The 17,411-nt window shown below is 62.8% G+C and carries 13 protein-coding genes; 4 read left to right on the top strand and 9 right to left on the bottom strand.

Going from position 1 to position 17,411, the window contains the following annotated elements; all coding sequences use genetic code 11:
* Positions 1 to 86: 86 nt before the first annotated feature.
* Positions 87 to 1,691: an isocitrate lyase gene (locus tag ACOQOU_RS01385; RefSeq protein ID WP_306025651.1), complete on the bottom strand. Its 1,605-nt coding sequence runs from the start codon at positions 1,689 to 1,691 to the stop codon at positions 87 to 89.
* 1,023 nt (positions 1,692 to 2,714) lie between these two features.
* Between ACOQOU_RS01385 and ACOQOU_RS01390 the strand changes: the two genes are divergently transcribed.
* Positions 2,715 to 3,167 carry a hypothetical protein gene (locus tag ACOQOU_RS01390; RefSeq protein ID WP_306025652.1) on the top strand — a complete coding sequence of 151 codons (453 nt, stop codon included), beginning with the start codon at positions 2,715 to 2,717 and terminating at the stop codon, positions 3,165 to 3,167.
* A gap of 51 nt (positions 3,168 to 3,218) precedes the next feature.
* Here the strand turns inward: ACOQOU_RS01390 and ACOQOU_RS01395 are convergent, their stop codons facing one another.
* A complete protein-coding gene (locus ACOQOU_RS01395; protein ID WP_306025653.1) occupies positions 3,219 to 3,905 on the bottom strand; it encodes a hypothetical protein in 687 nt (228 codons plus the stop codon).
* 36 nt (positions 3,906 to 3,941) lie between these two features.
* Between ACOQOU_RS01395 and ACOQOU_RS01400 the strand changes: the two genes are divergently transcribed.
* On the top strand, positions 3,942 to 4,190 hold the full coding sequence (locus ACOQOU_RS01400) for a hypothetical protein (RefSeq protein WP_306025654.1): 249 nt from the start codon (positions 3,942 to 3,944) through the stop codon (positions 4,188 to 4,190).
* Here ACOQOU_RS01400 and ACOQOU_RS01405 read toward each other — a convergent pair.
* Positions 4,187 to 5,152, bottom strand: a complete 966-nt coding sequence (locus tag ACOQOU_RS01405; RefSeq protein ID WP_306025655.1) for an IS1595 family transposase — start codon at positions 5,150 to 5,152, stop codon at positions 4,187 to 4,189. The genes ACOQOU_RS01400 and ACOQOU_RS01405 overlap by 4 nt on opposite strands.
* Before the next feature lie 100 nt (positions 5,153 to 5,252).
* Here ACOQOU_RS01405 and ACOQOU_RS01410 point away from each other — a divergent pair, with 100 nt between their 5' ends.
* Complete coding sequence (locus ACOQOU_RS01410) at positions 5,253 to 5,501, top strand: DUF6471 domain-containing protein (RefSeq protein WP_306025656.1); 249 nt, start codon at positions 5,253 to 5,255, stop codon at positions 5,499 to 5,501.
* Here ACOQOU_RS01410 and ACOQOU_RS01415 read toward each other — a convergent pair.
* Positions 5,481 to 6,407, bottom strand: coding sequence for a hypothetical protein (locus tag ACOQOU_RS01415; protein ID WP_306025657.1), 927 nt, complete (start codon positions 6,405 to 6,407; stop codon positions 5,481 to 5,483). The genes ACOQOU_RS01410 and ACOQOU_RS01415 overlap by 21 nt on opposite strands.
* A gap of 1,073 nt (positions 6,408 to 7,480) precedes the next feature.
* On the bottom strand, positions 7,481 to 9,862 hold the full coding sequence (gene ppsA / locus ACOQOU_RS01420; RefSeq protein ID WP_109769167.1) for a phosphoenolpyruvate synthase: 2,382 nt from the start codon (positions 9,860 to 9,862) through the stop codon (positions 7,481 to 7,483).
* Between the two features lie 137 nt (positions 9,863 to 9,999).
* On the opposite strand from ppsA, the gene ACOQOU_RS01425 reads away from it, so the two are divergent.
* The gene (locus ACOQOU_RS01425) at positions 10,000 to 10,380 is read left to right on the top strand and encodes a hypothetical protein (RefSeq protein WP_109769168.1); all 381 of its coding nucleotides are present in this window, start codon (positions 10,000 to 10,002) and stop codon (positions 10,378 to 10,380) included.
* A 4-nt stretch (positions 10,381 to 10,384) separates the two neighbouring features.
* Here ACOQOU_RS01425 and prfB read toward each other — a convergent pair.
* The 4 genes from prfB to ACOQOU_RS01445 all read right to left on the bottom strand — a co-directional run bounded on the left by prfB (position 10,385) and on the right by ACOQOU_RS01445 (position 17,212).
* A protein-coding gene (gene prfB / locus ACOQOU_RS01430; RefSeq protein ID WP_109769169.1) for a peptide chain release factor 2 occupies positions 10,385 to 11,510 on the bottom strand; the annotation gives its coding sequence in 2 pieces (ribosomal slippage) (positions 10,385 to 11,440 and positions 11,442 to 11,510; 1,125 coding nt in all).
* A 111-nt stretch (positions 11,511 to 11,621) separates the two neighbouring features.
* A complete protein-coding gene (locus ACOQOU_RS01435; protein WP_109769170.1) occupies positions 11,622 to 14,102 on the bottom strand; it encodes a penicillin-binding protein 1A in 2,481 nt (826 codons plus the stop codon).
* Between the two features lie 208 nt (positions 14,103 to 14,310).
* Positions 14,311 to 15,594, bottom strand: a complete 1,284-nt coding sequence (locus ACOQOU_RS01440) for an N-acetylmuramoyl-L-alanine amidase (protein WP_109769171.1) — start codon at positions 15,592 to 15,594, stop codon at positions 14,311 to 14,313.
* 136 nt (positions 15,595 to 15,730) lie between these two features.
* Positions 15,731 to 17,212: an NAD(P)H-hydrate dehydratase gene (locus ACOQOU_RS01445; RefSeq protein WP_346433271.1), complete on the bottom strand. Its 1,482-nt coding sequence runs from the start codon at positions 17,210 to 17,212 to the stop codon at positions 15,731 to 15,733.
* Positions 17,213 to 17,411: the final 199 nt, after the last annotated feature.

Raw genomic sequence — 17,411 nt, forward strand, 5'->3', positions numbered from 1 at the left:
CCCCCACCGGGCTCTGTCTCGTTTGCACTCGCCAGTGGCCGTTCGCAGGCTCACCCCCTCAAGGGGGAGGTGAGCCGAGGTGCAGTTCACTCCGCCGGCATGGCGAACTGGTTCATCGTATTGTCTTCGCCGGCGGCTTTAAGCGCCGCGTCGCCGGAGAAATACTCCTTGTGGTCGTCGCCCATGTCCGAGCCGGCCATGTTCTGGTGCTTGACGCAGGCGATGCCCTGGCGGATTTCCTCGCGCTGGACGTTCTTGACGTAGCCCAGCATGCCCTGCTCGCCGAAATATTCGCGGGCGAGATTGTCCGTCGACAAGGCCGCCGTGTGGTAGGTCGGCAGCGTGATCAGATGGTGGAAGATACCCGCCTCGCGCGCCGCGTCCGCCTGGAAGGTGCGGATGCGCTCGTCGGCCTCGGCCGCCAGGTCCGAGCCGTCATACTCGACGCTCATCAGCCGGTCGCGGTCATAGCTGGAAACGTCCTTGCCGGCCTCGACCCAGCCATCATAGACCTGCTGGCGGAAGTTCAGCGTCCAGTTGAAGGACGGCGAATTGTTGTAGACCAGCTTGGCGTTCGGGATGGTCTCGCGGATCGCCGACACCATGCCGCCGATCTGGCCGATATGCGGCTTTTCGGTCTCGATCCACAAAAGGTCGGCGCCGTTCTGCAGCGAGGTGACCGAGTCGAGCACGCAGCGCGCCTCGCCCGTGCCTTCGCGGAACTGGAACAGCCCGCTCGGCAGGCGCTTGGGGCGGACCAGCTTGCCGTTCTGGCGGATCAGTACGTCGCCATTGCCGATCTCGTCTTCCGACACCTCTTCGCAATCCAGGAACGAATTGTACTGGTCGCCAATGTCGCCCGGCTCGTTGGAAACCGCGATCTGCTTGGTCAGGCCCGCGCCCAGCGAATCCGTGCGGGTGACGATGATGCCGTCATCGACGCCCAGCTCCAGGAAGGCGTAGCGGCAGGCGCGCACCTTGGCGAGGAAATCGGCATGCGGCACCGTGACCTTGCCGTCCTGGTGGCCGCACTGCTTTTCGTCCGACACCTGGTTTTCGATCTGCAGCGCGCAGGCGCCCGCCTCGATCATCTTCTTGGCCAGAAGATACGTCGCCTCCTCATTGCCGAAGCCGGCATCGATGTCGGCGATGATCGGCACGATGTGGGTCTCGTAACCATCGATCTTCTTCTGGATGGCGGCGGCGGTGACCTCGTCGCCGGCATCGCGCGCCTTGTCATATTCGCGGAAGAGGCCCCCCAGTTCGCGCGCATCGGCCTGGCGCAGGAAGGTGTAGAGCTCCTCGATCAGCGCCGGCACGGAGGTCTTCTCGTGCATGGACTGGTCGGGCAGCGGGCCGAAATCGGAGCGCAGCGCGGCGACCATCCAGCCCGACAAATAGAGATAGCGGCGCTTGGTCGAGCCGAAATGCTTCTTGATGGAGATCATCTTTTGCTGGCCGATAAAGCCGTGCCAGCAGCCCAGCGACTGGGTGTAGTTGGCCGGGTCCGCATCATAGGCGGCCATGTCCTCGCGCATGATCTTCGCGGTGTATTTGGCGATGTCGAGGCCGGTCTTGAACCGGTTCTGCAGCCGCATCCGCGCCACATATTCGGCATTGATGCCGTCCCACGGCGCCCCTTGCGCGGAGATCAGGTCGGACGCGGTCTGGATTTCACTCTGGTAGCTCATGATCGGCTCCTTGGCTCGCACCCCGCACCGGCGGGGCCTATGACTGTTCTGTCAAACCGTGTCACAGACTGTGGCCATCCGGCCTTCAACGGCACTGCAGCATGGCTGCGACGCGGCTTTCGCGCACAGAATTAGCGAAACCGAAGCGCCAACGCACGAAAATGCTGCATCTGCGTTGTAAAATTCGTGTAAAACTGGCGGTGGAATGGGCGGAGATGTGTGGGATTGTCAAGATTGTGACAATGGCTGGACCGCCTAGATCGATGGCTTTCCGACGACTGCGACCCATTTGGGAGCTGCGGTCAAGATACTGCTGACTCAGAGAACACTCTAAGAAAGAACCTCTCCGGCAAGGAGCGTCGTTTACATGACTGGGAGCACTGCTACGTTTGAACAGTTTTTGGACCGATGAGCGGAGGCGCAAAATTTGAAGAACTTGGCTGCGGCTGTATTGACTGTCTCTTTGGTCGGCATTGGATCAAATGCACTTGCGCAGGAGATATCCGAGGGATCCCGCATCACAATCACCTCGGATTGGCACGATGCGAATGGCGGACCCTACAGTCCGCGTGTGGTTTCCTGCTCTTCCGACAGCGGTTTGTGTCTGCGGGATTCTAGATTGTCGCCAGCAGATCGGGCAATGCAGAAAACAGGAAGCGGTCTGCAGGTTTCATATCAGGAGTTCGGCATCATCTACCTGTTCAGGTCAGGAGGGGCTGGCACGTTCTTCAACATGAACGGAGAGCAGGTCGGGACATTCAATTGGACGCAATGAGCCGTTGCTGCGGCGCCAACTCTTGCCCAGCAGCCGGATGGCGGTCCTTTTGAGCTATGGGCTTGTGCGACGCTGCCACATCGTGAGGCCGAATGAATTCGGCGCCATGGTGCAAACGTAGCCCTCGTCGCATACCCACAACGGTCTCAGGAATGGATCCCTGTGACAAGCACAGGGATGCGGCCTTATGTAGCAAGCGCACCAACGCCAGACTACGGCCAGAGCGCTGATTCCACTACAATTGGCGCATGACTCGCAAGTACCCGATCACCCGGACGGATGGCTATCGACTGACGATCTCGGGCTTGATCACCAAGCGCGCTGAATTGGCTGGCGAAAAGGCTGAGGCGCTTAGACGAGCGCAAACCCTCAGCGAGCATATCGCCCATGTGGACGCCACGTTGCGCCTGTTTGGTTTCACCGATTTCAAAGGCATCCAGCCGATCAAGCGGGCGCCGAAGGACAGGGTGACGAAGGCCGAGGCGCTGGCGCGTCACAAATCCATTCGTGAGTTGCTGTCAGCCAATCCGGACGGCGTGACAACACCCGAAATAGCCGAACACCTCCAATGCCACTTCCCGGACGCGGATAAGCGCCGGATACGCAATTACGCTCGGAAGGTTCTAAACCGGTGGCAGGCAGCCGGCACGGTCGAGGTTTGCGACTACACCGGCCAAGCCAAGCGCTGGCGGCTTCGGTAACTCTGCCGCCCGCAAGGCTGCGGACGGCAAGGGGAATGTGGTGTGGTCGGTTTAGATGGTTGGCCAAAGGCCAGCGATGTTTTGGCATTCTGCTGCAATGTCTTTCAATCTTTGTGCCGTGGCCTTAACCCCCGGAAAGACATTGCCCGACGCGACATCAATCACCTGACAGTAGCCGGGATGTACGGTCTCAGCTTCTCCAGCGACATGCAAACTGCAGAACTCCTGCACGACTGCGGACACATAGCCGGCAGACTCTTTGCTGTGTGGGTGCGTCTTTGAGAAATGCAGTTTGATTGCCCCAACAAATTTCTTCCCCTTGGCGCCCTCACCTCGAAGGATGATCTCGGGCCGGACTGATATGTTGACGTTGTGGTAGGTCAGCTTGGGCGGGGCGTGGGGCGCCAGCGTCGGCTCAGCTCCGAGTAGGTCGATATCGTCTAGCATCTCAGAAAAACGTTCCAGTGCATCGATGTTTGCGTTGACGCGCCTCGCTGTGCCTATTTTATCCGGTGCCAGCTGAGCCAATGCTTGGACACGCTGATTGATGGGGGTTGCATCAATCGCCCCGTTTGCCAGATAAGAGGCAACAGCTTCCGATGCTTCGCGATGATACATGCCGACGTTGAAGTCCGGGTCCGGGTATTTCCTGTCCTGCAGAATCTTTCGCTGTCGGGCCGCCTTGCTGAGAATATATTCGGCCAATTTGTTGACCGAAATTGACGGATTGTTAACCATGGCGAATCAGTCTCCCAATAGGCAAAGGTGAATCACATGACATTCCAAGTGATTGCAAGTTTCTCCAACCGAGAAAGTTTATGCATTGGGGAAATAACTGCAAGCGAAGCGGAACTGGCTCGCGAAAGCGACCCCGCAATTGATGGGTACGGCCTTTACTTGATGAGCGTGGACAACCGGAATCCGACCGAGCCGGCAAGTGTTTTGGCAAAGTTCAATTCTGAAGATGCCGCTCGCAAGCTGGCCAGTTTCTTTCGATTGAGCGGGAAACTGGAAGCCGCCTAGACTGCTGCCCGCTGCCAATACCCCTTCCACGTCCGGCTGACGGGTGACGCCAGCGCGTTCTCCAACAGGCTGACCGCGTTTGCACCGTTGCTGTTGCGGCGGTTGTCCTCGCACCATGCGGCATGGTTTGCGTACTGGTAGAGGTATTGCGGCGACACATGGTGATGCTGACCGCTGACCATCCGGCGCAGGCGTGAGAAGAACGATTCAACCCAATTCGTGTGCTTGCCGTGGTCGCTGTAGGCTTCGCTGTGGTTGACGCGTTCGACCTGCCAGCCCGCGTGCAGCATGTCCCAATGGCTGGCTTCATCGGCTGACACAATGGCCATGCGGTCGATGTGCTGCTTTGCCAGCTCGACGCCACGGGCTTCCGACAGTTCGACAAAGGGCAGGGTCCGGCCACGGCGCTCACGCATGGCGACGACGACACGGCGCTTGCCGGTCTGGTGCTTGGCGAGGCGACGGTCCTTGCGGTTCTTTTTGGCGTTGGCCGGACGGATTTTGCCACCGAAGTATGCGCCGTCCATCTCGACTTCGCCTTGCAGGATTTCGCCGGTGTGCACGTCCTTGGCCATGGCCTCGCGCAGCTTGTGCGCCATCACCCATGCGGTCTTGTATTGAACGTCGAGATCGCGAGCGAGTTGCAGAGCCGACACGCCTTTCACGGCGTTCACAAAGATGGCGATGGCGCCGAGAATGTCTGTGAAGTCCAGCTTGCGGCTGGCAAAGATCGTGCCGGACGTGACGCTGAATTGGTGATGGCAAGCTTTGCACTTGAACTTGCGGCGGGTGCTGATCGTGTACGTCTCGGTGCATCCGCAACGCGGGCACACAGCCTTGCCGCCGGTGTCCTGCCAGCGCAGCTTGCAGAACGTCTCATAGGCCGCTTGCTCGCCGGCCTTGTAGATCGCCTTGAGCGAGAGGGTGCGGGCTTGAGCCGAGAGAAGGAAGTGTTGTGCCATTTATCCGCATATCCGATGGTGTTGCACCCCGTATATGCGGACTTGCATCGCTATTGTCAAGGGTTTATACCCTCAAAAACGAGGGTAAATGGAGCGACCCATGGCAACCAGAAAAGACGACCCGGTCAATCAGGCGTATGAAGCGAAGGCGAAGAACCTCCTTAAGGGGGAATTGAAGCGGCGCGGTATCACCTATGCCCAACTGGCTGAGAAGCTGAGTGACATCGGCGTCCGGGAAACCGAGAAGAACCTGAACAACAAGATCGCGCGAGGCGGCTTTTCAGCCGCATTCATGCTGCAGTGTTTGGAGGCGATCGACGCGCGAAGCCTACAGGTCGGCTTGGACTAGTAGGAATTCCTTGGGCTTCATATCGCCGTTTTCGTCCTCTTCCGACGTGAGCAATATGTCGCCCCTGATCTCGTCTTTACCGAATATGGAATCGGGCGAGAGCGCCTTCTCAAGATGCATCGGGATGCGGTCATCAAACAGATCAGGGCAGTGGCCCGCCCATCCTCGACGCTTGTGATCTTTGTCCATGGCATGAAGGATAACTCGAACGCCGCGATGAAATTCGGATTGTGATTTCGGTCCTTCTTCATCCTCCGGCTCAAAAGGGATTCCGGAAGCAGATTGCGCGTCCTTTACAGCTTCGGGCGACACCAAGACGGCCCCGCTGTTGTCACGTATTGCCGCATCAGCCTGACCGCGTGTCGGTGCGAACACCTTTTGCGAGGCCCCAACGAGAACGCGGTTGCTGCGCCCTGTAAACAGAACTTCTACAGCCGCCAGGATGCGTTTCGCGGCGATGCCCGTAAGAGCTGCCGCCTTGCTCAAGAGACCTTCGCGAGCATGATCTAGGTTGTCGCGAGATCGCCCCGGAAAGAGCGCGTCGAAAGCCTTTGAGATGCCGTAGATCGCAATCAGCATGACCAGCACCGTAACCAGCGTATCGTGCTGGTCGGAGATCGGCGTTCCGGTCAAGGCTTCGATCAGCTCTGGCACTTCTTGCTCCAACTCCTTTTGGTATGACATGACAACGGCAAAGGCGAACATCTCCTTCAACGGGCTTTGCTGACTCAGGCTGACAACGGAAACCTGCTTTGGTTCGATGCGAAGCCCCGGCAGTAAGTCGCCGAGAAGATCACCAGATTTCCGAAGCAGACGAGCATGAGCTTCGATTGATTTTATCAGGTCTTCAACTGAAACAGGATCGGCGACCTCGTACTCGACTCCATGACGCAAAAGCAATTCCATGCGCCTGCCCCTCCGCTACATGATTGAGCGGAAAGATAGATTTCAGATCGGCGCCAGACAACACCATTATTTGCCTTGGTGCGCTTGCTACGTAAGGCCGCAGGGATGACGGAGGAGAGGTGACCGTGGGCGCTTGATTCTGCGGTTTCGCGCCAGGCGTCCAACTCAGCGCCGTCATCCTCGGGCTTGACCCGAGGATCCATTCCAGAGGCGTCGGCGGGCAGGCAGTGAACCGAAACAGGGCGCCGAGCAGGTCTGTCGAGTGTCTCGACACCGGTTTCGGCTTCGTCACGGACAGAACGGCCTCTGGAATGGATCCTCGGCTCGGAGGCCGAGGATGACGGAGCGTGGGGTAGTGGCCCGTCCCTCTCGGACCAAGCCCCGGGGATGGCGTGGACGCGCGGCGACCAAATAACTTATCCAACCACCCTTCCCCCTCCCCCATACTTCTCACACCGCGCCCATCGGAACGTCGGATGGCCACCACCAACGGCGGGCGCGGCGGTGGACCGGCGGGCCGTGCGAGCGGTCGCATGGCTGGATGATGAATCCCCACGTCGGTGCGGAACGAAGATGTGCGGTGTCCGTCCGCGCCTGCCATCGGCCAGACCCGGCCGGCGGTCAGGATCGGACGGGGCCAGAGGATGGTTTCGCAACGTCGCGGGTCTGTGGCGCACGGGACCAATCCAAAAGCCACGGCAGGGCGCGAGCCTCGCGCCGGCGCTCCACATGACGATCACCGCAAGCCCGCCGGACGGGCGGTTTGGCGACCGCACTATACAAACTACGGATCGCGGCTCACCAAACCGCCCGTTGTTCCCGTTCTTTGACAGACGCCGGCTTTGAAGTTGAAGCGCGGTGACAATCACACACGCCCGCCTCCCCCTTGAGGGGAGGCAGCAGAGGCAAGCGGAGCGCAGCCGATGCGGTGGGGTAACAATCAGGAGTGTCTGGCGAACCGATACCCCCACCCGGCTCTGTCTCGCTACGCTCGCCAGTCGCCGACCTCCCCTCAAGTGGGAGGTGGGGCTTCGGCCACGTCCTTGCCCAAGAACAGCGAAGCGAGACGCCCCCTACCCCTCGGCGTCGTGGACGTGGCCCTTCACCTCAAGGAAGGAGTCCGGCGTCACCGAGATCGTGTCGATGCCCGCCTCGACCAGGAGTTTCGCATAGGACGGCGAGTTGGACGGCGCCTGGCCGCAAAAGCCGACCTTGGCGCCCACCTTGTGCGCCCGCTCGACGATCGACCGGATCATCCACAAGACCGCCGGGTCGCGCTCGTCGAACACGTCCGCCAGATCGCCCGAATCGCGGTCGACGCCGAGCGTCAGCTGTGTCAGATCGTTCGAGCCGATGGAAAAGCCGTCGAACCGCTCGGCGAACTGCTCGGCGAGGATGACGTTGGCCGGGATCTCGCACATCACATAGATTTCGAGCCCGTTCTCGCCGCGCTTGAGCCCGCAGCCCGCCATCACCTCGAGCACACGGTCGGCCTCGGTCAGCGTCCGGCAGAAGGGGATCATGACGATCACATTGTCAAAGCCCATTTCCTCGCGCAGTTTCTTGATCGCCTTGCATTCCAGCTCGAAACCCGGCCGGTAGCCGTCGGCATAATAGCGCGAGGCGCCGCGCCAGCCGATCATCGGGTTTTCCTCCTTGGGCTCGAAATCGTGCCCGCCCAGAAGCTCGGCATATTCGTTGGTCTTGAAATCGCTCATGCGCACGATGACGCGGTTCGGATAGGCGACCGCGGCGATGCGCGACAGGCCGCGCGCCAGCTCTTCGACGAAGAAGTCGGCCTTGTTCTCATAGCCGCGCGTGATCTCGGCGATCTCGGCCCTGGCCGCCTCGTCCTTCAGCGTGTCGAAGTGGATCAGCGCCATCGGGTGGACCTTGATGACATTGTTGATCACGAACTCCATGCGCGCCAGGCCCACGCCCTCGGACGGCAGCCGCCACCAGCGGAACGCCGCCGACGGGCTCGCCATGTTGAGCATGATTTTCGTTTTCGTCTCGGGCACGTCGGTCAGCGAAATATCCTCGGACGAATAGTCGGCAAAGCCCTCATAGACATAGCCATGGTCGCCCTCGGCGCAGGAGACCGTGACTTCCTGATGGTCGTGCAGGACGTGGGTGGCATTGCCCGTGCCGACGATGGCCGGCAGGCCCAATTCGCGGCTGACGATGGCCGCGTGCGAGGTGCGCCCGCCATGGTCGGTGACGATGGCCGCGGCCCGCTTCATGATCGGCACCCAGTCCGGATCGGTGATCGAGGTGACGAGGATCGCACCGTCGATGAACTTGTCGATGTCTTTTGCGTGCTCGATCAGGCAGACGGGCGCGGCGACGACGGCGGCACCGACCGACAGGCCGGTGAGCAGCGTCTTGCCCTTGTTGTCGATCGTGTAGCTCTTGATCGTGCCCTGGTTGGCGCGCGACTGCACGGTCTCGGGCCGCGCCTGGACGATATAGAGCTTGCCGGTCTCGCCGTCTTTCGCCCACTCCATGTCCATGGGCTGGCCGTAATGCTCCTCGATGGTGCAGGCCATGCGGGCCAGATCAAGGATCTCCTCGTCATTGAGCACGAAGGCAGCGCGCTCGGCCTTCGATGTTGGCACATTGCGCGTCATCGCGCCGTCCTCGCGCGCATAGATCATCTTGATGTCCTTGGAGCCGCGCGCCTTTTCGATGATCGGCTTGAGGTCGGGATTGGAAAGGAACGGCTTGTAGACCTCATATTCGTCGGGGTTCACGGCGCCCTGGACGACGTTTTCGCCAAGACCCCAGGCGGCGTTGATCAGCACCGCCTTGTCGAAACCCGATTCGGTATCGATCGAGAACATCACGCCCGAGCCGGAAATGTCCGAGCGCACCATCTGCTGGACGCCCACCGACAGCGCAACCTGGGTATGGTCGAAACCCTGCAGCCGGCGATAGGTGATCGCCCGGTCGGTGAAGAGCGAGGCATAGCAGCGCCGGCAGGTTTCGAGCAGAGCCACTTCGCCGGTGACGTTCAGGAAGGTCTCCTGCTGGCCGGCAAAGCTCGCCTCGGGCAGATCCTCGGCCGTCGCCGACGAACGCACCGCGACCGACAGGTTCTGCGTCCCCGCCCGTTCGGACAACTCCTTGTAGGCGATCAGGATGTCGGCGCGTATGTCGTCGGGCCATTCGCCCTTGAAGATCGCCGCGCGGATCGCCTCGCCCGCCTGCTGCAGGGTCAGCCGCCCGTCGTCGAAGCGCTCGACCTGGTCCTTGATGAAGGCGTTCAGATCATTGTGCGCCAGATAGGCGCGGAAGGCGTCCGATGTTGTGGCAAAGCCGCCGGGGACCGACACGCCCTTGCCGCCCAGTTGCTGCACCATCTCGCCCAGCGAGGAATTCTTGCCGCCGACCTTGGCGACGTCCCCGCGTGCCAGTTCCTCGAAAAAGATGACGTTCTGCGATGAGCTGGGCACTGGGGTTACTCCCTTTGGGAAACGTTGATGGCTGCCCGCAACCTCGCGCGGCTCCAATCCGCTTTCCTTGATTGGTGTCAAGGGCAGGCAGTCTGCCGCGCTTATGTTAAGCGGCGTTGACAGTCAGGGAGTTCACGATGGACGAGGCAGCACTGAAGGCACTGCATGAAAGCTTCGAAGCGGCCGAGAGCTTCGACACGGATCAGGCCGAGGCAGGCGCCGCCATGCTCGCCGGCATCGACGGGAGCGGCATCGAGGCCGCCGACGCTCAGGCCATGCTCGCCGAAGGCGTGGACGGGGCGCTTGCCGTCACCGGACAGGCTTTCCCCGGCTGGGCGCTGTCGTTCGACGGTCACGCAAGCACCCAGAAGAATACGATATGGCGCTGCACGCTCAAGGAAACACGCGGTCAGGACGACGACCAGATCGTGGGGATCGGCAACGCCCGCTCGATGCGGCTGGCGCTGATGGCCGCGGTGGCGCACATCCAGATGATGCGCAAGGCAGGCTACCGCTAGCGGCCTATTCGACGTCCTCGACATCGACCCGCTCGCCGGAAACCTTCTGGGCGAGTGCGGCTTCCATGAACTTGTCGAGATCACCGTCCAGAACGTCGGACGGCGCGGTGGATTCGGTGCCCGTGCGCAGATCCTTCACGAGTTGGTAGGGCTGAAGCACATACGAGCGGATCTGGTGCCCCCAGCCGATGTCGGTCTTGGCGTCGAACTCGGACTGCGCCGCTTCCTCGCGCTTTTTCATCTCCAGATCATAAAGGCGCGCCCGAAGGGCCTTCATGGCGTTGGCGCGGTTCTGGTGCTGGGACTTCTCCGACGAGGTCACCACGATGCCGGTCGGAATGTGCGTGATGCGCACCGCCGAATCGGTCGTGTTGACGTGCTGGCCGCCCGCACCGGAGGACCGGTAGGTGTCGACCCGGATGTCCTTGTCCTGGATGTCGATCTCGATATTGTCGTCGATCACCGGATAGACGCCGACCGACGAGAACGAGGTGTGGCGCCGTGCGTTGGAATCGTAGGGGCTGATGCGCACGAGACGGTGCACGCCCGTCTCGGTCTTCAGCCAGCCATGGGCGTTGTGGCCCTTGACCAGGATCGTCGCCGACTTGATGCCCGCTTCGTCGCCCGCCGAATATTCCTGCAGTTCGACCTTGAAGCCGTGCCGCTCGGCCCAGCGCGTGTACATGCGCAGCAGCATGTTGGCCCAGTCCTGGCTCTCGGTGCCGCCGGCGCCCGAATGCACTTCGACATAGGTGTCGTTGGGGTCCATGTCGCCGGACAGCAATGCCTCGACCTGGCGCTTTTCGATCTGGCTCTCGAGCGAACGAATGGCCGCTTCGGCCTCTGCGACGGTTTCGGCGTCGCCCTCTTCCTCGCCCATCGCGATCAGTTCGACATTGTCGTCAAGCGCTTGGTCGAACCCTTTGATCGCGCCGATCATCTCCTCGAGGCGCTGGCGCTCCTGCATCAGCTTCTGCGCCTCGGCCGGATCGTTCCAAAGGTCGGGGTCCTCGGCGCGGGAGTTGAGATAATCGAGCCGCTTTACGGATGCATCCCAGTCAAAGATGCCTCCTCAGCAGGGCTATGGCCTGCCTGATGCTGTCGGTGAGGGTGGCGATTTCTGCGCGCATGGGATGCGGTGTGCCTCTTGCCGATGGGGAAATGGACGGCGCGCCGCAGCAATTGCGGCGCTTCGGCAGTCACTTAGGGACGAAGCGGAGAGGTGTAAAGCCCACAGTCCGTCAGAACAGACCGCCCGAGCCGCTCTGCACGGCCTGCTGCGCGTTCGGCGAAATCTGCCGCTGCCGTTCGGCCTGCTGCGCCTGGATCGCGACCTGGTCGGCGCCGATGACGAAGTAGCTGTCGGCAGGCCCCGTGCCGGGCTTGAACGCCTCGACGATGATGTCGCCGCCCTCGCTGGCACGCATGCCGGTCTTCCGGTCGATCTGAATCTGCGTCATGCCGTCGGGGATGCTGAAGTCGGTCATCGGCCGGTCCTCGAGCACCGACACCATGAACTGCTTGAACACCGGCGCGGCGAGCTGGCCGCCGGTGGCGCCGCGCCCCATCGGAGTCGGCTTGTCGAAGCCGATATAGACGCCGGTGACAAGGTTCGGCGTGTAACCGATGAACCAGGCGTCCTTGTAATCGTTGGTGGTGCCGGTCTTGCCGGCGATGGGCCGGCCCAGATCCCGCAGGCTGGTGGCCGTACCGCGCTGGACGACGCCTTCCATCATCGAGGTCATCTGGTAGGCGGTCATCGGATCGAGCACGATGTCGCGCGTATCGACCAGTTGCGGTTCGTCCTGCCCGAGCCACTGGCCGGCATCGCAGGCGTCGCACTGGCGGCTGTCCTGACGGTAGACGGTCTTGCCGTAGCGGTCCTGGATACGGTCGATCATCGAGGGCTGGATTTGCCGGCCGCCATTGGCGAGCACCGCATAGGCGGTGACCATCCGCAGGACGGTCGTTTCGCCCGCCCCCAGGGACATCGCCAGAACCGGCGAAAGATCGTCATAGACGCCGAACTGCTCGGCATATTCGGAGACCAGCTGCATGCCCATGTCCTGCGCCAGACGGACGGTCATCAGGTTGCGCGACCGCTCGATGCCAAGCCGCAGCGTCGACGGGCCGGAGACCGAACCGTCATAGTTCTTCGGCTCCCAGACCTCGCCACCCGAAACGATCGAGATCGGCGCATCCATGATCACGGAGGCGGGCGTGTAGCCATTGTCGAGAGCGGCCGCATAGACGAACGGCTTGAACGACGAGCCGGGCTGGCGGTAGGCCTGCGTTGCGCGGTTGAACTGGCTGTCGTGGAACGAAAAGCCGCCCGCCATGGCCAGAACGCGCCCGGTGACCGGGTCCATGGCGACCAGTGCGCCCGAAACCTCGGGCACCTGCTGCAAGGCATATGTGCCTTCGGCGGCATCCTCGCCCTGAACGGCGCTGACATAGATCACGTCGCCCGGCGCGACCACATCGCCGATACCGTCCGCGCTGCGCCGTTCACCATCGTCGCGCAGCCGGAAAGCCCAGTCGAAACTGCCCGCCGGGATGAGACCCTGCGCGCGGGTAGCGACGACCCCACCTCCCAGCTTGCGATCGGGACGCAGTCCGATGCGGATGCCTTCCTCGCCAGTGGCCAGCACGACGGCCAGCGTCCATTCCGGCACATCGCGCAGAAGATCGAACTCACCGAGCGCCGGACCCCAGTCGCCGGAAATGTCGATCTGGCCGATCGCACCGCGCCATCCCCAGTCCCGGTCGAAATCGATCAACCCTTCCTGAAGTGCGGTCCGCGCCTGGTCCTGCATGACCGGGTCAAGCGTCGTGCGCACCGACAGGCCGCCTTCATAGAGCGCGTCATTGCCATAGCGTTCGATGATCTGCTGGCGCACCTCCTCGGTGAAATATTCCGACGCGAACACGAAATCGCCCGACCGGCGGAAATTGACGTCGAGCGGCTCGTCCTTGGCGATTTCGCCGGCCTCGGTGGTCACATAGCCATTCTCGACCATGCGATCGATGATCCAGTTGCGGCGCGCCAGCGCGGCCTCGGTGTCGTCGAACGGATGGTAGTTGGACGGCGCCTTGGGCAGCGCGGCCAGATAGGCGGCCTCATGCAGGTCGAGCTCGTTCACCGCCTTGCCGAAATAGGTCAGCGCCGCGCCGGCAATGCCATAGGAGCCGGCGCCAAAGAAAATCTCGTTGAGATAGAGTTCGAGAATGCGGTCCTTGGAATAGGCCTGCTCGATACGGAAGGCCAGAAGCGCTTCCTTCACCTTGCGGTCGACCGTGCGATCGCTGGTCAGAAGGAAGTTCTTGGCGACCTGCTGGGTGATCGTCGAACCGCCCACCAGCCGACGGTTCGACCCGCCGACGACGATTTCGACGTTTGTCGCCATGGCACGTGCGAGCGCCAGGAAATCGACGCCCACATGATTGTAGAAGTTCTTGTCCTCGGCCGACAGGAACGCCGCCTTGACGCGGTCAGGCACCGCCTGGATGGGCAGGAACAGCCGGCGCTGGCGCGCAAATTCGCCCATCAGCTGACCGTCGACCGAATACATGCGCGTCGTCACGGGCGGCTCGTAGCGGGCCAGCACCTCATAGTCGGGCAGTTCGTCGGCCAGGTTGCCGATATAGATCACCACAGCGGCTGCCACCAAAAGGAACGCCGCCATGCCGATGCCGAAGAAGTAGCCCAACAAGCGTATCATCGTATTCGTCTATCCCGTCCACACGGTCGCAATCCTGTCCGGCGCGCCGCGTCCCAAATTCCGATTCAAGCGCTGCGGCTACAATGAGACCGCATCATGGCAACCGCGAATATAACAGACGCGAGCGGGGTTTGACGTAACGGCAGAGCTCTTTGGCCGCTGTAACGGTTACCCCTGCCCGCGCCAAGACCGCGCGGAGCATCCAGCGTCAGTTTCCGGCGGCCGCGCGCGCCTCGCCCGCAAGCTGCCGGCCGGACAAAGCCCCGAACTCGGCCACGGCAGCGGCCAGTTCGGCCGCCAGTTCGGCCCGCCATTCGGGCTTGTTGAGCAGTTTTTCGTCTTCCCGGTTCGACAGATAGCCCAGTTCGACGAGAACGGACGGCACGTCGGGCGCCTTGAGAACGCGAAACCCGGCATAACGGTGCGGATTGTTGATGATGCGCGAGGCGCGCGAAATGTGCGAGATGGCGAGCCGCGCGAACTGGACCGAAAAGCCGAGCGTTTCCTGACGCGCCAGATCGACGAGAATGTCCGCCACGGGGCCGCTTTCTTCTTCATAGACGATGCCGGCGATCGAATCGGACAGGTTCTCCGAGCGCGCGATTTCCGCTGCGACCGAATCGGAAGCCTTGTCCGAGATCGTGTAGACCGTCGCGCCGCGCACATAGGATTGGCGCACGGAATCGGCATGCAGCGACACGAACAGCGCCGCGCCGTGCTGGCGGGCGAAACGCACCCGCTCGTCGAGGGAGATGAAGACATCGTCCTCGCGCGTCATGACCACTTCGACGCCGCCGATCGCCTGAAGTTCGTCGCGCATCGTCCTGGCGAACGCCAGGACGACATCCTTCTCGCGTGTGCCGCCGACGCCGACCGCCCCGCTGTCGATGCCGCCATGACCGGGATCGAGAACGACGGTGAACGCACCCGAACGCGGCGCCGGGGCCAGCGGCGCCGATCCCAGACGGTCGGTCTTGCTGCCGCGCGCGATGATCGAACTCGTCGCCATCGTGTCGAGCAGCGCCTGCTGAAAGGCCGCCTCATCGGTTCGCCGCAAGTCGATGATCAGGCGATAGAAGTTCTCAGCCGCCCCACTCGACAGCTCGACAACCTCAAACGGCGCGCCGATCTCGAAAATGATCCGCGATCCGGTCTCGCTCATGTCGCCGTAGCGCATTGCGCCAACCATGCCCTTCAGCGTGTCGTCGCCCGCTTCGAAGCCGTAGCCGATGCGCTCGAAATCGAGAACCAGCCGGTAGGGATGATCGAGAAGCTTGTGGTCGGCGCTCACCGGCCGGTCGAAACTGATGATGATGCGCGTTGCGTCCGCGTCGCCGGCGGCGCGCACATCGACAGCCACCGGCGCGTCGAACGCCGCCTGCGCGGCATGGGCAAACCCGAGGCTGACGGCAAGCGCCAGCACCAGCCATGCAAACAAGCGGGCAGCAAGGCTGCCCGGCCCTTGCGCCGTGCCGGTTTCCGCTGGTCTCATCGCCGGCCCACTTCCGATCCCGTGCCGTCCAACATGGGCGCCACCATAGCGGCGCCATGGTTAACCACATCTTTCAGCGCGCGCAAACGCAGGCCGGCTGCGGCATGGTGCCCGTTGAACGCAAATGCCGCCCTGATCAGACGAGTTTGGAGAGGTGCGCTGGAAGCGCCGCGATCAAATCCTCGGCGATCGCCAACGGGCCCGAGGCCCGGCCCGCCTCGCCATGCAGCCAGACCGCCGCGCACGCGGCCTCGAAGGCGGGCATGCCTTGCGCAGCGAGGCCGGCAACGGCGCCGGCCAGAACATCGCCCGAGCCCGCCGTTGCCAGTGCGGGCGTGGCATTGGCGTTGACCGCCGCCCGGCCGTCCGGCGCGGCAATCACCGTGTCGGGGCCCTTGAGGACGACGACCGCGCCGGCCCGCTCAGCGGCGGCGCGCGCCATGGCCAGTTTCCCGGCGGCCGCATCGGCAGCCAGATCGGGAAACAGCCGGGCGAATTCGCCCGCATGCGGCGTCAGCACAAGGGCCGGCTCGTCGCGCACCCGCGCCGCGTCGAACAGGCCGCTGGCATCGTCGGCAAAAGCGGTGATGCCGTCGGCGTCCAGAACCAGCGCCGGCCCCTTGTCGTCAACAATCGCCGCAGCAAGCGACCGGGCCAGCGGCAGGTCGCCGAACCCCGGCCCTAGCACCACCGCGCCGATGCCCTTGAGAGTACCGAGGGCGGCCATCGGATCGTCGCCCCATGCCCGCAGCATGATCGAGGTGACGTGCGCCGCGTGGATGTCGAGCGCATTGGGATGACCAAGGATCGTTACCGCCCCGGCGCCGGCCCGCTGCGCCGCCAACGCCGCAAGGCGCGAAGCGCCGGTGCCGTGCCTTAGGCCGGAGAAAACCGCCACCGCGCCGCGCGCATATTTGTGCGTGTCGGCGCCAGGGCGCGGCAGCGCGCCGCGCCACAGGTCCGGCGCGTTCTCGAAGGTCGCGGTCGGCCGGGCCGCCCGGACCCCGATATCGGCGACGATCGTTTCGCCACACAGCGCCCGGCCGGGGTAGAGCAAATGGCCGGGCTTGCGGCGATAGAAGGTGACGGTCGCCGCGCAAGCGACCGCACCGGCTCCCTGCCCCGTATCGCCATTGACGCCCGACGGAAGATCGACCGCAAGCACCGGGCATCTTCTGTCCACGGCCCGCGCGAGCGCCGATTGGACCGGATCGGGCAAGGCTCCGGAAAAGCCGGCACCGAACACCGCATCGATCGCCAGATCGGCCGGATCGGGCGCGAACGCATCCAAACCGCCGACCGGGCCGGCCCATGTTTCGGCCGCGAGCGCGGCATCGGTGCCCGGCTTGGGCGGCGCCAGCGCATACAGACGGACCGAAAGACCCTTCCCGGCCAGAATGCGCGCAGCGACATAGCCGTCACCGCCATTGTTGCCGGGCCCGCACAGGACATGCACCCGCGCAGCCGCCGCGAACCGCGCCAGCGCGGCGTCCGCCACCGCCCCGCCTGCCCGCTCCATCAGCACGATGCCGCCGAACGCGCCGCTTTTTATGGTTGCGCCGTCCGCCGCCGCCATTTCGGCATTAGTCATCAGAGCGAACGGACCGACGTCACGCACGGGGCCTAGTTCCACTTGGCGACAATTTGTGCCGCCGAATTGTGCATAATGCCCAATTTTTCATCGTTTTTGCGCCTGTTTTGACGGCGATGGCCAACAACTGCCGGTGCCACGCGCCTCATCTGCGCGCTTTTTCGGCGTTTTCGGCGTTGCGAGACGCGAAGCGCGACTTGGCATGGCATCTGCATATGGGTGAGCA

It is taken from the genome of Oceaniradius stylonematis, from assembly GCF_965223445.1.
Lineage (GTDB): Bacteria > Pseudomonadota > Alphaproteobacteria > Rhizobiales > Rhizobiaceae > Roseitalea > Roseitalea stylonematis.